Origin of the sequence: Pseudomonas sp. BP01, assembly GCF_022760795.1 — a bacterium.
GTDB classification, from domain to species: domain Bacteria; phylum Pseudomonadota; class Gammaproteobacteria; order Pseudomonadales; family Pseudomonadaceae; genus Aquipseudomonas; species Aquipseudomonas putida_Q.
Window position 1 is genome coordinate 28,208 of sequence record NZ_JAFBKA010000040.1, and the last position, 14,639, is coordinate 42,846.

A 14,639-nucleotide genomic window follows, 5' to 3' on the forward strand; every position below is an offset into this window, starting at 1 on the left:
AAGGGGCATAGCGGCGCAAGAATTCAGCTGTTGTTGTGGGAGCCTCCCATGTTGAACACCCTTCTACCTATTCTGCTGTTCGCTGCCCTTGGCCTGGCGGTGCTCGGCGCCCTGCGCCGGGTGCGCATGTGGCGGCGTGGCCGGCCGTCCAAGGTCAACCTGATCGGCGGCCTGCTGGCCATGCCGCGCCGCTACCTGGTGGATCTGCACCACGTGGTCGAGCGCGACAAATACATGTCCAAGACCCACGTGGCCACCGCAGGCGGCTTCGTACTGTCAGCCGCGCTGGCCATTCTGGTGCACGGTTTCGGCCTGCAGAGCAAGATCCTTGGCTACGCGCTGCTGGTCGCCACGGTGATCATGTTCAGCGGTGCCATCTTCGTCTTCAAACGTCGGCTCAATCCGCCTTCGCGCCTGTCCAAAGGCCCGTGGATGCGCCTGCCGAAAAGCCTGCTGGTGTTTGCGGCAAGCTTCTTCATTGCCACTTTGCCGGTTGCCGGCATCCTGCCTGCCAACACCGGTGGCTGGGTGATGGTCGCGGTACTTGGCCTGGGCGTGCTGTGGGGCGTGTCGGAACTGTTCTTCGGCATGACCTGGGGCGGCCCTATGAAGCACGCCTTCGCCGGTGCCCTGCACCTGGCCTGGCACCGCCGTGCCGAGCGCTTCGGCGGCGGCCGTTCCACCGGCCTCAAGCCGCTGGACCTGGAAGACCCCAACGCACCGCTAGGCGTGGAAAAGCCGGCGGACTTCACCTGGAACCAGCTGCTGGGCTTCGACGCCTGCGTGCAGTGCGGTAAATGTGAAGCCATGTGCCCGGCCTTTGCCGCTGGCCAGCCGCTGAACCCGAAAAAGCTCATTCAGGACATGGTCATCGGCCTGGCCGGTGGCACGGACGCCAAGTTTGCCGGCAGCCCTTACCCGGGCCAGCCGATCGGTGAACATGGCGGTCATCCGCACCAGCCGATCGTCAATGGCCTGGTCGACGCTGAAACGCTGTGGTCGTGCACCACCTGCCGTGCCTGCGTCGAGGAATGCCCGATGATGATCGAGCACGTCGATGCCATCGTAGACATGCGCCGTCACCTCACCCTGGAAAAGGGCGCCACCCCGAACAAGGGCGCCGAGGTGCTGGATAACCTGATCGCCACCGACAACCCCGGCGGCTTCGCCCCCGGCGGTCGCATGAACTGGGCAGCCGACCTCAACCTGAAACTGCTGTCGGAGGTGAAAACCACCGAGGTGCTGTTCTGGGTTGGCGATGGTGCCTTCGACATGCGCAACCAGCGCACGCTGCGTTCGTTTGTCAAAGTACTGAAGGCCTCGGGCGTGGACTTTGCCGTGCTCGGGCTGGAAGAACGCGACAGTGGCGACGTTGCCCGCCGCCTGGGCGACGAAGCGACCTTCCAGCAACTGGCCAAACGCAACATCCAGACCCTGGCCAAGTACAAGTTCCAGCGCATCGTCACCTGCGACCCGCACAGCTTCCATGTGCTGAAGAACGAGTACGGCGCATTGGGCGGCGAGTACCAGGTGCAGCACCACAGCACCTACATTGCCGAACTGATCGCGGCCAACAAGCTCAACCTCGGCCAGCACAAGGGCGGCAGCGTCACCTACCACGACCCGTGCTACCTGGGCCGCTACAACGGTGAGTACGAAGCGCCGCGTGAAGTGCTCAAGGCGCTGGGTATCGAAGTGCGCGAGATGCAGCGCTCGGGCTTCCGTTCCCGTTGCTGCGGCGGTGGCGGCGGTGCGCCGATCACCGACATCCCGGGCAAGCAGCGTATCCCCGACATGCGCATGGACGACATTCGCGAAACCGAGGCCGAGTTGGTGGCCGTGGGTTGCCCGCAGTGCACCGCCATGCTCGAAGGCGTGGTCGAGCCGCGCCCGCAGATCAAGGACCTGGCCGAACTGGTGGCCGACGTGCTGATCGAAGAGGACGCGCCGTCTGCCGCAAAGCCGCAAACGGCTAAACGTGAACCTGCGGAGGTGCACTGATGAGCGACATTATCCGCCGCGACCCACGCGCCGAGTGGATCGCCCGTAACCGCCTGCATCCGCTGCACGCGGCCATGCAGACGCAACAGACCAGCTGGATGGGGCCCAACGGCCTCATTCGCAAGAACCCCCATGCGATTGCCGCAGGCTTCATCGGCCCGGCCGGCATCAAGCGCATCGACCGCAGCGGCGCCCAGCAGGGCACGGGTGTGGGCGGGCGGCGCACGGCGGCGGCGGAGGTCAAGCTGCCGCTGCACCAGGTGCTGGCGCCGGCGTTCTACATCGCCGTGGTGCCGGACATGGTCGGTGGCCGCCTGAGCAGCCACGACCGCGACTTGCTCGGCCTGGCCCACAGCCTGGCCGGCAGTGACGGCGCGGTGCTGGCGGTAGTCTTTAACGAGCACAAGGAAAGCAACTTTTCCACAGCCGGCGTCGACCGCCTGCTGGTCATCGAAGGCGAGGCCTTCGAGGGTTATGCACCGGAGCAACTGGTGCAGGGCCTGCGGGCTGTGGATAACCAGTTCACCCCGCGCCACTGGCTGCTGCCCGACAGCCGCAGCGGTGGCGGCGAACTGGGCCGACGCCTGGGCGCGGCGCTGGGCGAGCGCCCGGCCACGCGGGTGTGGCAGGTCAAGGACGGCCAGTGCATCGGCCGCGCCGGTGCCGGCCAGCAAGACCTGCAACGTGCCGTGCCGCGCCTGATCCTGGCGGCGGCCGAGTGCGCCGAGCCGGTCAGCGAAACCCGCCACGAAGCGTTGCCGGTGGAGTTGTCCACAGGCGTAGCGCGCAGCCTGTCGCGCATCGAAGACCTGGGCTCGGTGGCCGTGGACCCGGCCACCATTGCCATGGCCGAGGCCGAGTTCATCATCTCGGGCGGCAACGGGGTCAAGGACTGGGACCTGTACCACCAGGCCACCGCAGCCCTTGGCGCCACCGAAGGCGCCTCGCGGGTGGCGGTGGACGACGGCTTCATGCCGCGCAACCGCCAGGTGGGCGCCACCGGCACCTGGGTCACCGCACGCGTGTACGTGGCTGTGGGTATCTCGGGTGCCATCCAGCACCTGCAGGGTATCGGCGCTTGCGACAAGGTGGTGGCGATCAACATGGACCCGGGTTGCGACATGATCAAACGGGCCGACCTGTCGGTGATTGGCGACAGCTCGGCGATTCTCAAGGCATTGATCGAGGCTGTGGACAACTACCGCAGCGGCGGCCAGCGCGACGCGGCATAAGGGCACGAGCATGAGTACGAAAGTGATCAGCCTGGTTTCCATCGGTGCCCACCCAAGCTCTGGCCGCGCCCGCCGCGCCGAGCAGGATGCCCGCGCTGTGGAGCTGGGTTTGCAGCTGGCTGGGGATAACTTGCAGGTGGTGCATGCCGGCAACCCACAGGAAGAAGCATTGCGCGCCTACCTGGGCATGGGCCTGGACCATCTTGACGTGCTGGAGCAGCCGGCCGGTGCCGATGTGCTGGGCGTGCTGGGGGATTACCTGCGCGACGCCGGAGCACAGCTGGTGCTGACCGGTAGCCAGGCCGAGACGGGTGAAGGGTCGGGCATGTTGCCATTTCTGCTGGCCGAAAAACTCGGTTGGCCGTTGATCGTGGGTTTGGCCGAAGTGGAGTCGATAGAAAACGGCACCGCCCAGGTATTGCAGGCCTTGCCGCGGGGTCAGCGGCGCCGGCTGAAAGTGCGCCTGCCGTTGCTGGCGACTGTGGATAACGCTGCGCCCAAGCCGCGCCAGAGCGCATTCGGGCCCGCGCGACGTGGTGTGCTGGCGGCGCGTAATGTGGCCATTGTCGAAGATGAGTTGTTGGCCGATGCCGAGTTGCAACCGGCCCGTCCTCGGCCCAAGCGCCTGAAGGTGATCAAGGCCAAGAGCGGTGCGGACCGCATGAAAGCAGCAACGGCCAAGGCCAGTGGCGGCGGTGGCAAGGTGCTGAAGGATGTTTCGCCACAGGAAGGCGCCGAGGCCATCCTCAAGCTGCTGGTGGACGAAGGCGTGCTGCGCTAAGGCCTTTACTGGCCTCATCGCCGGCAAGCCAGCTCCCACAGGATCACCACTGCCTACGGGTTCAGTGCAATACCTGTGGGAGCTGGCTTGCCGGCGATTGGCCCTGACAGGCTAATGTTGTTCCCTGACCACATTGAACGCCCAGCAGCCCAATGCCTCGGTCACAGGATTGAATGACACCCGCATCCCCCTCGACAACCCCACATTCACCGCTGCGCAGCGTAGAACCAGGAATTCCCGGGTTTGACCTTCGACGCTGATCACCCCAATCCCCCGCCCTTCGTCGAACCACTTCACAGTGCCCTCCTGGCAGCTGTGCATAAGTCACTCCTGGATAATGCCAAAGTAGTAGCCATTACCCCATCACATCGCTGCATTTCACGAAACTGGCAGAAATATCAGGTACGCCTGTGTTTTGCCCACGGAATCTGTTCGCCAAGGTGTGGATAAAGTGTTGGTGCATGGCTAGGGGCCATATATGACGTGGCTTACAGAGTTTTGATCATAAACTGATCAGCTCCGAGCTGGCTCCTCAGACACAAATATGCGTACCTCTGGCTGGTTTTGCCCACAATGGCTGTTAGCGGGTCTGTGGATAATCTGTTCGGCACTACCTGAAAGCCGCGCAGGTCATGGCTTGTGAGGAGTTGATTAAAAAATGATCAAATTGGGGCGAATACCTCCTGATCCATGATTATCAAGGCCTTGAATCGCTTATCCACAGAACAAAGGCTGCATTGCCGCGTTTTGCTCACAAACTCTGTTAGTGGCTCTGTGGACAAGGTGTATGAACATCGCTGTAGCCCAGAAAGCGCGGAGCCTTGACGGGATTGGTTGAATAGTGACCAGTTGCCGGCCTGTTATTTTTGCCAGTACGCAAACGCAACGTCCCTCATTACCCTGTCCACACGCTCCCGTGAATTGTGGATAACCATGACGACATTCCTGCTAAGCATCGACCGCCAGCACTCTGTATTGGGTAGGGGACGTCACGAGGCGCGCGCTTTTTCGCCTTACGGTGCCTTGAGCACCGCACTACTACCAGGGCTGGCTTTCTGTGGTCAGCATCCGGATCCGCTGACCGGCTGTTATCCGCTGGGCAATGGTCGCCGCTTCTACAGTCCGAGCCTGAGGCGGTTCATCAGCTCTGACTCGCTAAGCCCGTTCGGCAAGGGAGGTATCCAGGCATACGCCTATTGTGGTGGCGATCCCGTGAATCGCCATGACCCGAGCGGGGCCTTCTGGGGTGTCGTGCTCAGAATCGTTGGCGTGGCGTCCAGCGGTGCTACGTTGTTCGGCTCGTTGGCACGTACTGCCAAGAATGTAGTGGGGCGCAGGGCCGCTTTCCGGGCCAACAATAACCCTGCGGGGGGAGGCGGGCATGTGCCCTCCGTGCACCATCAGGAGCTGCCTCATGCATCCAGGGTCTCGAATCAGCAGTTTTTCATAACCGGGAGCGCTGGGGTAGCTGGGCAGTTGGCTGCTGCGATCTCTGGTGTGACGCCTGCCTTCCAGACAGCGACAGATGTATTGGGCGTGGTGAATTCAGTCACCAACCTGAGCGGCGGTTCGATAGGTAACTTTGCTGCAGCACGTGAGGTTGCGAGTTACTTGTGGGCAAACCCGCGTGAAATTCCCGTGGTCGCTCTGGAGACTTTCATGGATGTGACGATGGTGGAGGAGATGTTCGCTAACGCGGGCAGGGGGTTTACAGCAGTAGCGGCAAGGATAAGGTCAGCGCGCCCGACCCCGCATGACGTCCCCGTGTAGCGGCAGGCCAAGGTATCCAAACGTCGGCTGACGCGCTCCAACTCGCCAGGCAAGTGGAGCGCGGCAGGCTAACGCTAAATACTCACTGCGCCTTCACCTCTTTCAGGTATGGAGCAGGCTCTGCGCCCAAATTGGCCAACACGCGGTCACTGTACCAATCAATGAAGTTCACCACACCAAACTCGTAGGTCTTCGAGTAAGGCCCAGGCTGGTACGCCGTGGAGTTGATCCCACGCTGGTTCTCTTCCGCCAAACGGCGGTCCTGGTCGTTGGTGGCGTCCCACACCTTGCGCATGCGCTCAGGGTCGTAGTCGACACCTTCCACGGCGTCCTTGTGCACCAGCCACTTGGTGGTGACCATGGTTTCCTGGGCGCTGATCGGCCACACGGTGAACACGATCATGTGGTCGCCCATACAGTGGTTCCAAGAGTGCGGCAGGTGCAGGATGCGCATCGAGCCCAGGTCAGGGTTCTTGATGCGGCCCATCAGCTTCTGGCAGGCCTGCTTGCCGTCCATGGTCATCGATACCGTGCCTTTTAGCAGCGGCATGCGCACGATACGGTTACGCAGGCCGTGGCTCTTGTGCAGGTACGGGATTTTTTCGGCTTCCCAGGCGGCGGCCGAAGCGGCCACGTGGTCCTTGAATTCCTGGCTGGCGCGCGGGTCGTTGGTGTCGTCCCACTCCAGCAGGGTTTGCAGCAACTCCGGGTGCGAACCGCTGCAGTGGTAGCACTCGCGGTTGTTTTCCAGCACCAGCTTCCAGTTGGCCTTTTCCATCAAGGTGGTGTGCACCGCCACCTTGGTGTTCTCCATGTCGTACGGTTCCATATAGTGTTCCAGGGTGGCCAGGAACTCGTCGATGGCAGGCGGGTTTTCTGCCAGGCTGATGAAGATGTAGCCGCCGGCCACCTTCACGTGTACCGGCTTCAGGCCGTATTCCTTCATGTCGAAGTCGGCGCCCATTTCGGTGCCGGCGAACAGCAGGCGGCCGTCCAGTTCATACGTCCACTGGTGGTAATGGCAGACCAGCTTGGCCACTTTGCCTTTGTCGCTTACGCACAAACGCGAACCACGGTGGCGGCAGACGTTATGGAAGGCGTGCACCTTACCTTCGGCACCCCGTACCACCAGGATCGGATTCTTGCCGATCTGCAGGGTTATGTAGTTACCTTTCGCCGGAATTTCGCAAGTCATGCCGGCGATCAACCATTCTTTCTGGAAGATCTCCTGCATGTCGATCTGGAACAGACGCTCGTCGGTGTAGAAAGGCTGGGGCAGCGAGTAGGTGCGCTCGCGGGTCTGCAGCATCTCGGCGGTCGCCTTGCGTGCAGGTTCAAGTGGATCGCCCAGGCTCAGGGTTGCGGTGACGTCCATCGTGTATTCCTCGGGGCCGTGTGCGGCCGGCAAAAGGTGGCTAATCGTTGTTGTTGCCGCAAGGCTGTTTTCAGCGGCTCTTTGTTTAAACAGCTGGCGTGTTTATTTGCCGTGGAGTGTGCGTCCGAAGCTGCTACGAACCGTATCCATGGGCGACATGGCCGATTTGAATTACGACGCGCCAGCCCTTGTAGTGCGGGGCTGGTCGCGATAAGCACGCCGATGTCGCTGGCAGGAATGTATGCAGTCGCAAGCTTGCGCATTATCCGAGCCATAAAAAGCCCAATAGTCGGCTGCTGGAGATGAACATGTCCGATACCTTCCTCAATCCGGTCACCACCCAGACCTGGGCCAACGGCCGCCACATCGTGCGCTGCGTCAAGGTCATCCAGGAGACCTGGGACGTGCGCACTTTCTGCTTCATGGCCGATCAGCCGATCATGTTCTTCTTCAAGCCCGGGCAGTTCGTCACCCTGGAGCTGGAGATCGAAGGCAAGCCGGTGATGCGTTCCTACACCATTTCCAGTTCGCCGTCGGTGCCGTACAGCTTCTCGATCACCGTCAAGCGCGTGCCGGGCGGCCTGGTGTCCAACTTCCTGCACGACACCATGCACGAAGGCGCCGAGCTGCCGGTGCACGGCCCGGTGGGGTTGTTCAACGCCATCGACTTCCCGGCGGGCAAGGCGCTGTACCTGTCGGGCGGTGTGGGCATTACCCCGGTCATGTCGATGGCGCGCTGGTTCTACGACACCAACGCCAATGTCGACATGGTGTTCGTGCACAGCGCCCGTTCACCGAAAGACATCATCTACCACCGCGAGCTGGAACAGATGGCTTCGCGCATCCCCAACTTCAGCCTGCATATCATTTGCGAGAAGCATGGCCTGGGCGAACCATGGGCGGGGTACCGCGGTTACCTGAACCAGCGGCTGATGGAGCTGATTGCCCCTGACTACATGGAGCGCGTGGTGTTCTGCTGCGGCCCGACGCCTTACATGACGGCGGTCAAGCGCATGCTCGAAGCGGTCGGTTTCGACATGAAGAACTACCACGAGGAGTCGTTCGGCGCGACGCCACCTGAGGCCAAGGCCGATGCAGTGGAGCACGCCGAGCAGGCGGCCGATGCACCGGAGCTGGATGTTTCCGACCTCAACCTGGTGGAGTTCATCGGCAGCGACAAGAGCATCCGCATCGCCCCGGGCGAGACCGTGCATGCGGCGGCGGCCAAGGTTGGCCTGATGATCCCGAAAGCTTGCGGCATGGGCATCTGCGGCACTTGCAAGGTGCTGAAGCTGGGTGGCGAAGTGGAGATGGAGCACAACGGCGGCATTACCGAAGAGGATGAAGCCGAGGGCTACATCCTGTCGTGCTGCAGCGTGCCGAAAGGGGATGTGCGGATCGATTACTGATCCACTGATCCGAGATTGCAGGGGGCTGCTTCGCAGCCCATCGCCGGCAAGCCAGCTCCCACAGGTACTGCACACGCGGTCGATGTGGGAGCTGGCTTGCCTGCGATGGGCCGCAAAGCGGCCCCAACTTTTCAGGTGCGGAAACGGGCTACCAGACCATTAAGGTCAACCGCCAGGCGCGACAGCTCAGCACTCGCCGCACTGGTCTGATGCGCCCCGGTAGCACTCTGCACCGACAGGTCATTGATGTTCACCAGGTTGCGGTCCACTTCCCGCGCCACTTGTGCCTGCTCTTCCGCCGCGCTGGCAATCACCAGGTTACGCTCGTTGATCTGCGCCACTGCCCCGGCAATGGTATCCAGCGCCATGCCCGCGCCACGGGCGATGTTCAGCGTCGACTCGGCACGTTCGGTGCTGGTGCGCATCGATTCCACCGCCTCTTCCGTACCGCCTTGAATGCTGCCGATCATCCGTTCGATCTCGCTGGTCGACTGCTGGGTACGGTGCGCCAGTGCGCGCACCTCGTCCGCCACCACGGCAAAGCCACGGCCTGCTTCACCGGCACGGGCTGCCTCGATCGCGGCGTTGAGTGCCAACAGGTTGGTCTGGTCCGCAAGGCCACGGATCACATCCAGCACTTTGCCGATGTCACGCGACTGTTCGGCCAGGTGCGTGATCAACTTGGCAGTGGCCTGCACATCACCGCTCATGCGCTCGATGGCGCCCACGGTCTCCATCACCAGGTCACGACCGTCGCCAGTAGAACGGCTGGCTTCACTGGAGGCTTCCGAGGTGCTCACGGCATTGCGCGCCACCTCTTCCACAGCGCTGGTCATTTCAGTGACGGCAGTGGCGGCCTGTTCAATCTCGTTGTTCTGCTGTTGCAGGCCACGGGCACTTTCGTCGGTGACGGCATTCAGCTCTTCGGCGGCTGAGGCCAGCTGGGTGGCAGAGCCTGCGATCTGCTGCAGGGTGTCGCGCAGCTTGTCCTGCATGCGGGCCATGGCGCGCAGCAGGCGCGCGGCTTCGTCGGTACCTTCGGCGCGGATGACATGGGTCAGGTCACCATCGGCGACTTGCTCTGCGCACTTGAGTGCCTCATCGATCGGCTTGACGATGCTGCGGGTCAGCAGGAAGGCGCAGGCGAAGGTCAGCACGGTAGCCGCAACCAGCAGGCCGATCACCAGGGCAAAGGCCGCAGCGTATTGGCTGGCGGCTTTCTCGTTGGTGGCGCGGGTCTGGTCGGTGTTGATGCGCACCAGCGTGTCCATGACCTTGTTGATCTGTTCGGAATTGGCCAGCAGGTCGCGGTTGAGCAGGTCGCGCAGTTCGTCGACGCGGTCGGCCTGGCTCAGGCTGCGCATGCGCGATTCCAGTTGGCGGTACTGCTCAAGCAACTGGCCGTACTGTTCGAACGCGGCCTGTTCGTCGGCGGCGCCGATCATTGGCAGGTAGGCCTGGCGTGCGCGGTCGATCTGGCTGTTGCGCTGGGCCAGCAGGTTGAGGGTATCGCTTTGGATTGCAGGCTCGCGGTTGGTCAGCAGGCGGTAGGAGAGGGTGCGCATGCGCAGGTTGAGCGCGGTGATTTCGTCGAGGATCTTGATACTGGGCACACTGACTTGCTCGATGGCCACGCCCGCCTGGCGGATGTTGCCCATCTGCACCAGCGAGAAGATACCGAGGCCGAGCATCAGCAGGCCGATAAGCGCGAAGCCGAGCAGCGCGCGCGGGGCGATATTCATGTTACGTAAAGACATGGAGAGGAGGATCCAGGCAAGGGATAAAGAGTGCGCAAAGTGCGACAAAACATGACTTGCCGGGCTATCGGTCGTGACTGGTCAGTCTTGAGTGCAACCCGCAAAAATTGTGAGGTAGCTAACCTTTTCCTGACCGGCGGTTGACCCAGGTCGGAACAAGGGGGTGATTACCCTGTCAATCTGCGGGCCAGACACCTTGTGAATCCGATTTTTAATGGCGATGGGCCGCGCTTTTCTTTATCGTGTGCGCCCCTCGCAACAACCTGAGATAGACCCATGCTGGAAGCTTCCCTGAATCAAATCGAGCAACTGGTCAGCGACCTGATGCAGAAAAACGCTCAACTCACCGAGCAGAACGCTGCCCTCGGCACGCAACTGGCCCAGGCAAAGGAAGAGAACGAAACCCTGCAGCTGTCGCTGATGGAGCAGGAAGAGAAGAACGGCAGCACCGCCGCCCGCCTGCAAGCCCTGGTTGATCGCGCCAGCGCTGGCGTTGTTGGCGCATGAGATTGCAAGAGCAGCCGGTCAATGTGGTGTCGATTCTCGGCATCGACTATTCGATCAAGGCGCCCGAAGGCCAGGAAGAAACCCTGGCCCAGGCGGTGCGGATGCTCAACACCGCCCTGAACGAAACCAAGCGTCAGTACCCGACCCTGATCGGGGACAAGCTGCTGGTGCTGGCTGCCCTTAACCTGTGCTCCAAACAGGTTGAACTGCAGAAAGAACATCAGCAGACCCTTGCGCGTACCCAGGCGCAGATCGACGCCACGGTGGACGCCATCGTTCGGACCATTGCAGAGTCCTGATCGATAGCTGAAAGGCCCAAGGCCGCTCCTCCAAGGGTTATGCGTTCCCCTGTAGGAGCGGCCTTGTGTCGCGATGGGCTGCGCAGCAGCCCCAAAGCCCCAACTCATTGTTCCAGGTCACTGGATTAACTGGATACGCAAGTGTATACACTTCACCCAAAACAATAATGTGCGGGGGAGTAGGGCATGCGTATCTGGCGTAAAAGCATCCAGTGGCAGTTGATCACCAGCATGGGCGCCGCCTTGCTGGCCAGCATCCTGGTGGTGGTCATCATTTTCACCGTGGCGCTCAACCGCCTTACCGACCGCTACCTGGTCGACACTGCCCTGCCCGCCAGTGTCGAGGCCATCCGCAATGACATCGAGCGCATGCTCGGCCAGCCACTGGTGGCTGCGGCGGACATTGCCGGCAACACCCTGCTACGCGACTGGCTGGCGGCCGGTGAAGACCCCGCGCACGCTGCAGCATTCATCGAATACCTGGACGCCGCCAAACAGCGCAACCGAGCCTTCACCACCTTGTTTGCCTCGACCGAAACCGGCCACTACTACAACGAGAATGGCCTGGACCGCACCCTCAGCCGTAGTAACCCCAAGGACAAGTGGTTCTACGGCTACATCGACAGCGGCGCCGAACGGTTTATCAATATCGACATTGACGGTGCCACCGGGGAGCTGGCGCTGTTCATCGATTACCGCGTGGAAAAAAATGGTCAACTGGTGGGCGTGGCCGGCATGGGCCTGCGCATGACCGAGCTGTCGAAGCTGATTCACGACTTCAGCTTTGGCGAGCATGGCAAGGTCTTCCTGGTACGTAACGACGGCCTGATCCAGGTGCACCCGGACGCAGCTTTCAGCGGTAAGCGCCAGCTCACCGAGCAGCTCGGTACGGACGCTGCCAAGGCCGTGATGACGGGCGGCGAGGGCCTGCGCAGCAGCCGTTTCAGCCGTGACGGCGAGCGTTACCTGGCTCTCGGCCTGCCCCTGCGCGACCTCAACTGGACCCTGGTAGCCGAGGTGCCGGAGTCGGAAATCTACGCACAAATGCATCAGGCGGTATGGCTGACCAGCCTGATCGGTGGCGCCGTGGCCCTGGTGTCGCTGCTGCTGGTGGTGCTGCTGGCGCGGGGCCTGGTGCGCCCTGTGCGCCGCGTCACCGCTGCGCTGGTACAGATTGGCAGTGGCGCAGGCGACCTCAGCCACCGCCTGGATGATTCGCGCGAGGACGAACTGGGTGACCTGGCCCGGGGTTTCAACCGCTTTCTCGACAGCCAGCGCAGCCTGATTGGCGAGGTGTTGCAGACTTCCGAACGGCTGCATCGGGCGGTTGAGCAGGTGACCCAGGTGGTGGACAACACGGCAGAACGCTCAGGGCGGCAGCAGGAAATGACCGAAATGGTTGCCACTGCCGTACACGAAATGGGCCTGACTGTGCAGGACATTGCCCGCAATGCCGGTGATGCGGCGCAGGCCTCGCAGTCGGCACGGGATGAGGCCTTGCAGGCGCGCGAGGTGGTACGGCGTTCGATTCAGGGCATCGAGGGCATGTCGGGCGACATCGGCAAGGCAGCCGATGCAGTCAGCCAGTTGGCCGACGAAGTCGCCTCTATCGATGAGGTTCTGGCGGTTATTCGCAGCATTTCCGAACAAACCAATTTGCTGGCACTGAACGCCGCCATCGAGGCTGCGCGGGCAGGGGAAATGGGACGCGGGTTTGCTGTGGTGGCCGACGAAGTGCGCACGCTGGCGCGGCGCACTCAGCTGTCCACCGACGAAGTGCAACAGATGATCCAACGCTTGAAGCAGGGCGCGGGTTCGGCGGTGAGCTCGATGCAGGCGGGGCAGCAGGCGACCGGCAGTGGCGTTGAATCGAGCCAGCGCACCGGGGCGTCGCTGGGTGCGATTACCGACCAGGTGGAACACATCAGCGACATGAACCATCAGGTGGCCACGGCGACCGAGGAGCAGTCGGCGGTGACCGAAGAGATCAACCGCACGGTGCAGGGCATCTCTGACCTGGCGCGGGAGACGGCGGCAGAGGTGCAGGGCTGCCGCGAGGAGTGCCAGGCGTTGCGTGGTTTGGCTGATGACCTGGCGCGGCAGATGGGTGGGTTCAGGCTCTAGATCGGTGTGGGCTTCATCGCCGGCAAGCCAGCTCCTACAGGATCACCACAGGCCTGAGCGTTGTGTGGTCCATGTTGGAGCTGGCTTGCCGGCGATTGGGGCCTGTCAGGCGGTGATGATGCTGCGGATATCCGCCGCCAGCTCGCGCACCCGCTCTTCCTCGGTATCCCAGGAACACATGAACCGTGCCCCGCCGCTGCCGATAAAGGTATAGAACCGCCACCCCTTGCCGCGCAGCGCTTCAATCGCAGGCTCCGGCATTTGCAGGAACACCCCGTTGGCCTCCACCGGGAACATCAGCTCCACCCCCGGCAAGTCACTCACCAGCGACGCCAGCAGCTGCGCGCAATGGTTGGCGTGGTTGCCATGGCGCAACCAGGCGCCATCTTCCAGCAGGCCCACCCACGGCGCCGACAGGAAGCGCATTTTCGACGCCAGTTGCCCGGCCTGCTTGCAGCGGTAGTCGAAGTCCTCGGCCAGTTGGCGATTGAAGAACAGGATCGCCTCGCCCACCGCCATGCCGTTCTTGGTGCCGCCAAAGCACAGCACATCGACGCCGGCCTTCCAGGTCAGCTCGGCCGGGCTGCAACCCAGGAACGCGCAGGCATTGGTAAAGCGCGCGCCGTCCATGTGCAGGTTCAGGCCCAGCTCCTTGCAGGTGGCGCTGATCGCCTTGAGCTCATCGGGGCGGTACACGGTGCCCACTTCGGTGGCCTGGGTGATGGTCACCACGCGTGGCTTGGGGTAGTGGATGTCCTGGCGCTTGAGGGCAACCTCCCGAATCGATTGCGGGGTCAGCTTGCCGTTGACGCTGGCCGCCGTCAGCAGCTTGGAACCGTTGGAGAAAAACTCCGGCGCGCCGCATTCGTCGGTTTCGACGTGGGCGGTCTCGGAGCAGATCACGCTGTGGTAGCTCTGGCACAGCGAGGCCAGGGCCAGGGAGTTGGCGGCGGTGCCGTTGAAGGCGAAAAACACCTCGCAGTCGGTTTCGAACAGGTTGCGGAAGTATTCCGAGGCGCGCTCGGTCCACTGATCGTCGCCATAGGCGCGGTCGTGGCCGTGGTTAGCCTTTTCCATCGCCGCCCAGGCTTCGGGGCAGATACCGGAATAATTGTCGCTGGCGAATTGTTGGCTCTTATCTGTCATGACACGGTCCTGTGAACGACGCAGAACAGCACTCTAAACCATCGATTCAGCGGTTGCCTATACAAGCTGTGTATCGGCTGATTTTCAGCTTTGGCTGTACAGGCCCTATCGCCGGCAAGCCAGCTCCCACAGGTACTCCACAGGGCTTGAGGACGCTGCAATTTCTGTGGGAGCTGGCTTGCCGGCGATAGGGCCAGAGAACCCAGTGCAAAACGAATGTCGTAAACGCGCCATTGCA

At 62.3% G+C, this 14,639-nt stretch carries 11 protein-coding genes and 1 pseudogene; 8 read left to right on the forward strand and 4 right to left on the reverse strand.

Annotated features, from left to right (window positions below):
• Positions 1-48 precede the first annotated feature (48 nt).
• The 4 genes from dgcB (at position 49) to JOY50_RS25630 (ending at position 5,784) form a co-directional block, all read left to right on the forward strand.
• Positions 49-2,001 (forward strand): dimethylglycine demethylation protein DgcB, encoded by a 1,953-nt coding sequence (gene dgcB, locus JOY50_RS25615; protein ID WP_243056053.1) that lies wholly within the window; start codon positions 49-51, stop codon positions 1,999-2,001.
• Positions 2,001-3,233: an electron transfer flavoprotein subunit alpha/FixB family protein gene (locus JOY50_RS25620; RefSeq protein ID WP_243056054.1), complete on the forward strand. Its 1,233-nt coding sequence runs from the start codon at positions 2,001-2,003 to the stop codon at positions 3,231-3,233. Before dgcB ends, JOY50_RS25620 begins: the two co-directional genes overlap by 1 nt.
• 10 nt (positions 3,234-3,243) lie before the next feature.
• Positions 3,244-4,014: an electron transfer flavoprotein subunit beta gene (locus tag JOY50_RS25625; RefSeq protein WP_132842933.1), complete on the forward strand. Its 771-nt coding sequence runs from the start codon at positions 3,244-3,246 to the stop codon at positions 4,012-4,014.
• A gap of 933 nt (positions 4,015-4,947) precedes the next feature.
• Positions 4,948-5,784 (forward strand): RHS repeat-associated core domain-containing protein, encoded by an 837-nt coding sequence (locus JOY50_RS25630; protein WP_132842937.1) that lies wholly within the window; start codon positions 4,948-4,950, stop codon positions 5,782-5,784.
• Between the two features lie 82 nt (positions 5,785-5,866).
• On the opposite strand, the gene gbcA is transcribed toward JOY50_RS25630, so the two are convergent.
• Positions 5,867-7,159 carry a glycine-betaine demethylase subunit GbcA gene (gene gbcA / locus JOY50_RS25635; RefSeq protein ID WP_016484527.1) on the reverse strand — a complete coding sequence of 431 codons (1,293 nt, stop codon included), beginning with the start codon at positions 7,157-7,159 and terminating at the stop codon, positions 5,867-5,869.
• 308 nt (positions 7,160-7,467) lie between these two features.
• On the opposite strand from gbcA, the gene gbcB reads away from it, so the two are divergent.
• Positions 7,468-8,568 (forward strand): glycine-betaine demethylase subunit GbcB, encoded by a 1,101-nt coding sequence (gene gbcB, locus JOY50_RS25640; protein WP_019470196.1) that lies wholly within the window; start codon positions 7,468-7,470, stop codon positions 8,566-8,568.
• A gap of 131 nt (positions 8,569-8,699) precedes the next feature.
• Here the strand turns inward: gbcB and JOY50_RS29375 are convergent, their stop codons facing one another.
• Complete coding sequence (locus tag JOY50_RS29375; protein WP_404943662.1) at positions 8,700-9,572, reverse strand: methyl-accepting chemotaxis protein; 873 nt, start codon at positions 9,570-9,572, stop codon at positions 8,700-8,702.
• Positions 9,555-10,325 (reverse strand): annotated as a pseudogene (locus JOY50_RS29380) (MCP four helix bundle domain-containing protein); the annotation flags it as partial. The pseudogene JOY50_RS29380 and the gene JOY50_RS29375, both read right to left, overlap by 18 nt.
• Positions 10,326-10,601: 276 nt before the next feature.
• Here JOY50_RS29380 and JOY50_RS25650 point away from each other — a divergent pair.
• The 3 genes from JOY50_RS25650 (at position 10,602) to mcpH (ending at position 13,255) form a co-directional block, all read left to right on the forward strand.
• Positions 10,602-10,832: a hypothetical protein gene (locus tag JOY50_RS25650; protein ID WP_019470193.1), complete on the forward strand. Its 231-nt coding sequence runs from the start codon at positions 10,602-10,604 to the stop codon at positions 10,830-10,832.
• The gene (locus JOY50_RS25655) at positions 10,829-11,131 is read left to right on the forward strand and encodes a cell division protein ZapA (RefSeq protein WP_016484532.1); all 303 of its coding nucleotides are present in this window, start codon (positions 10,829-10,831) and stop codon (positions 11,129-11,131) included. The genes JOY50_RS25650 and JOY50_RS25655 overlap by 4 nt, the downstream gene beginning before the upstream one ends.
• A 186-nt stretch (positions 11,132-11,317) precedes the next feature.
• Positions 11,318-13,255, forward strand: a complete 1,938-nt coding sequence (gene mcpH, locus JOY50_RS25660) for a methyl-accepting chemotaxis protein McpH (protein WP_132842942.1) — start codon at positions 11,318-11,320, stop codon at positions 13,253-13,255.
• Between the two features lie 105 nt (positions 13,256-13,360).
• Here the strand turns inward: mcpH and JOY50_RS25665 are convergent, their stop codons facing one another.
• On the reverse strand, positions 13,361-14,401 hold the full coding sequence (locus JOY50_RS25665) for a low specificity L-threonine aldolase (RefSeq protein WP_019470190.1): 1,041 nt from the start codon (positions 14,399-14,401) through the stop codon (positions 13,361-13,363).
• Between the last annotated feature and the right edge of the window lie 238 nt (positions 14,402-14,639).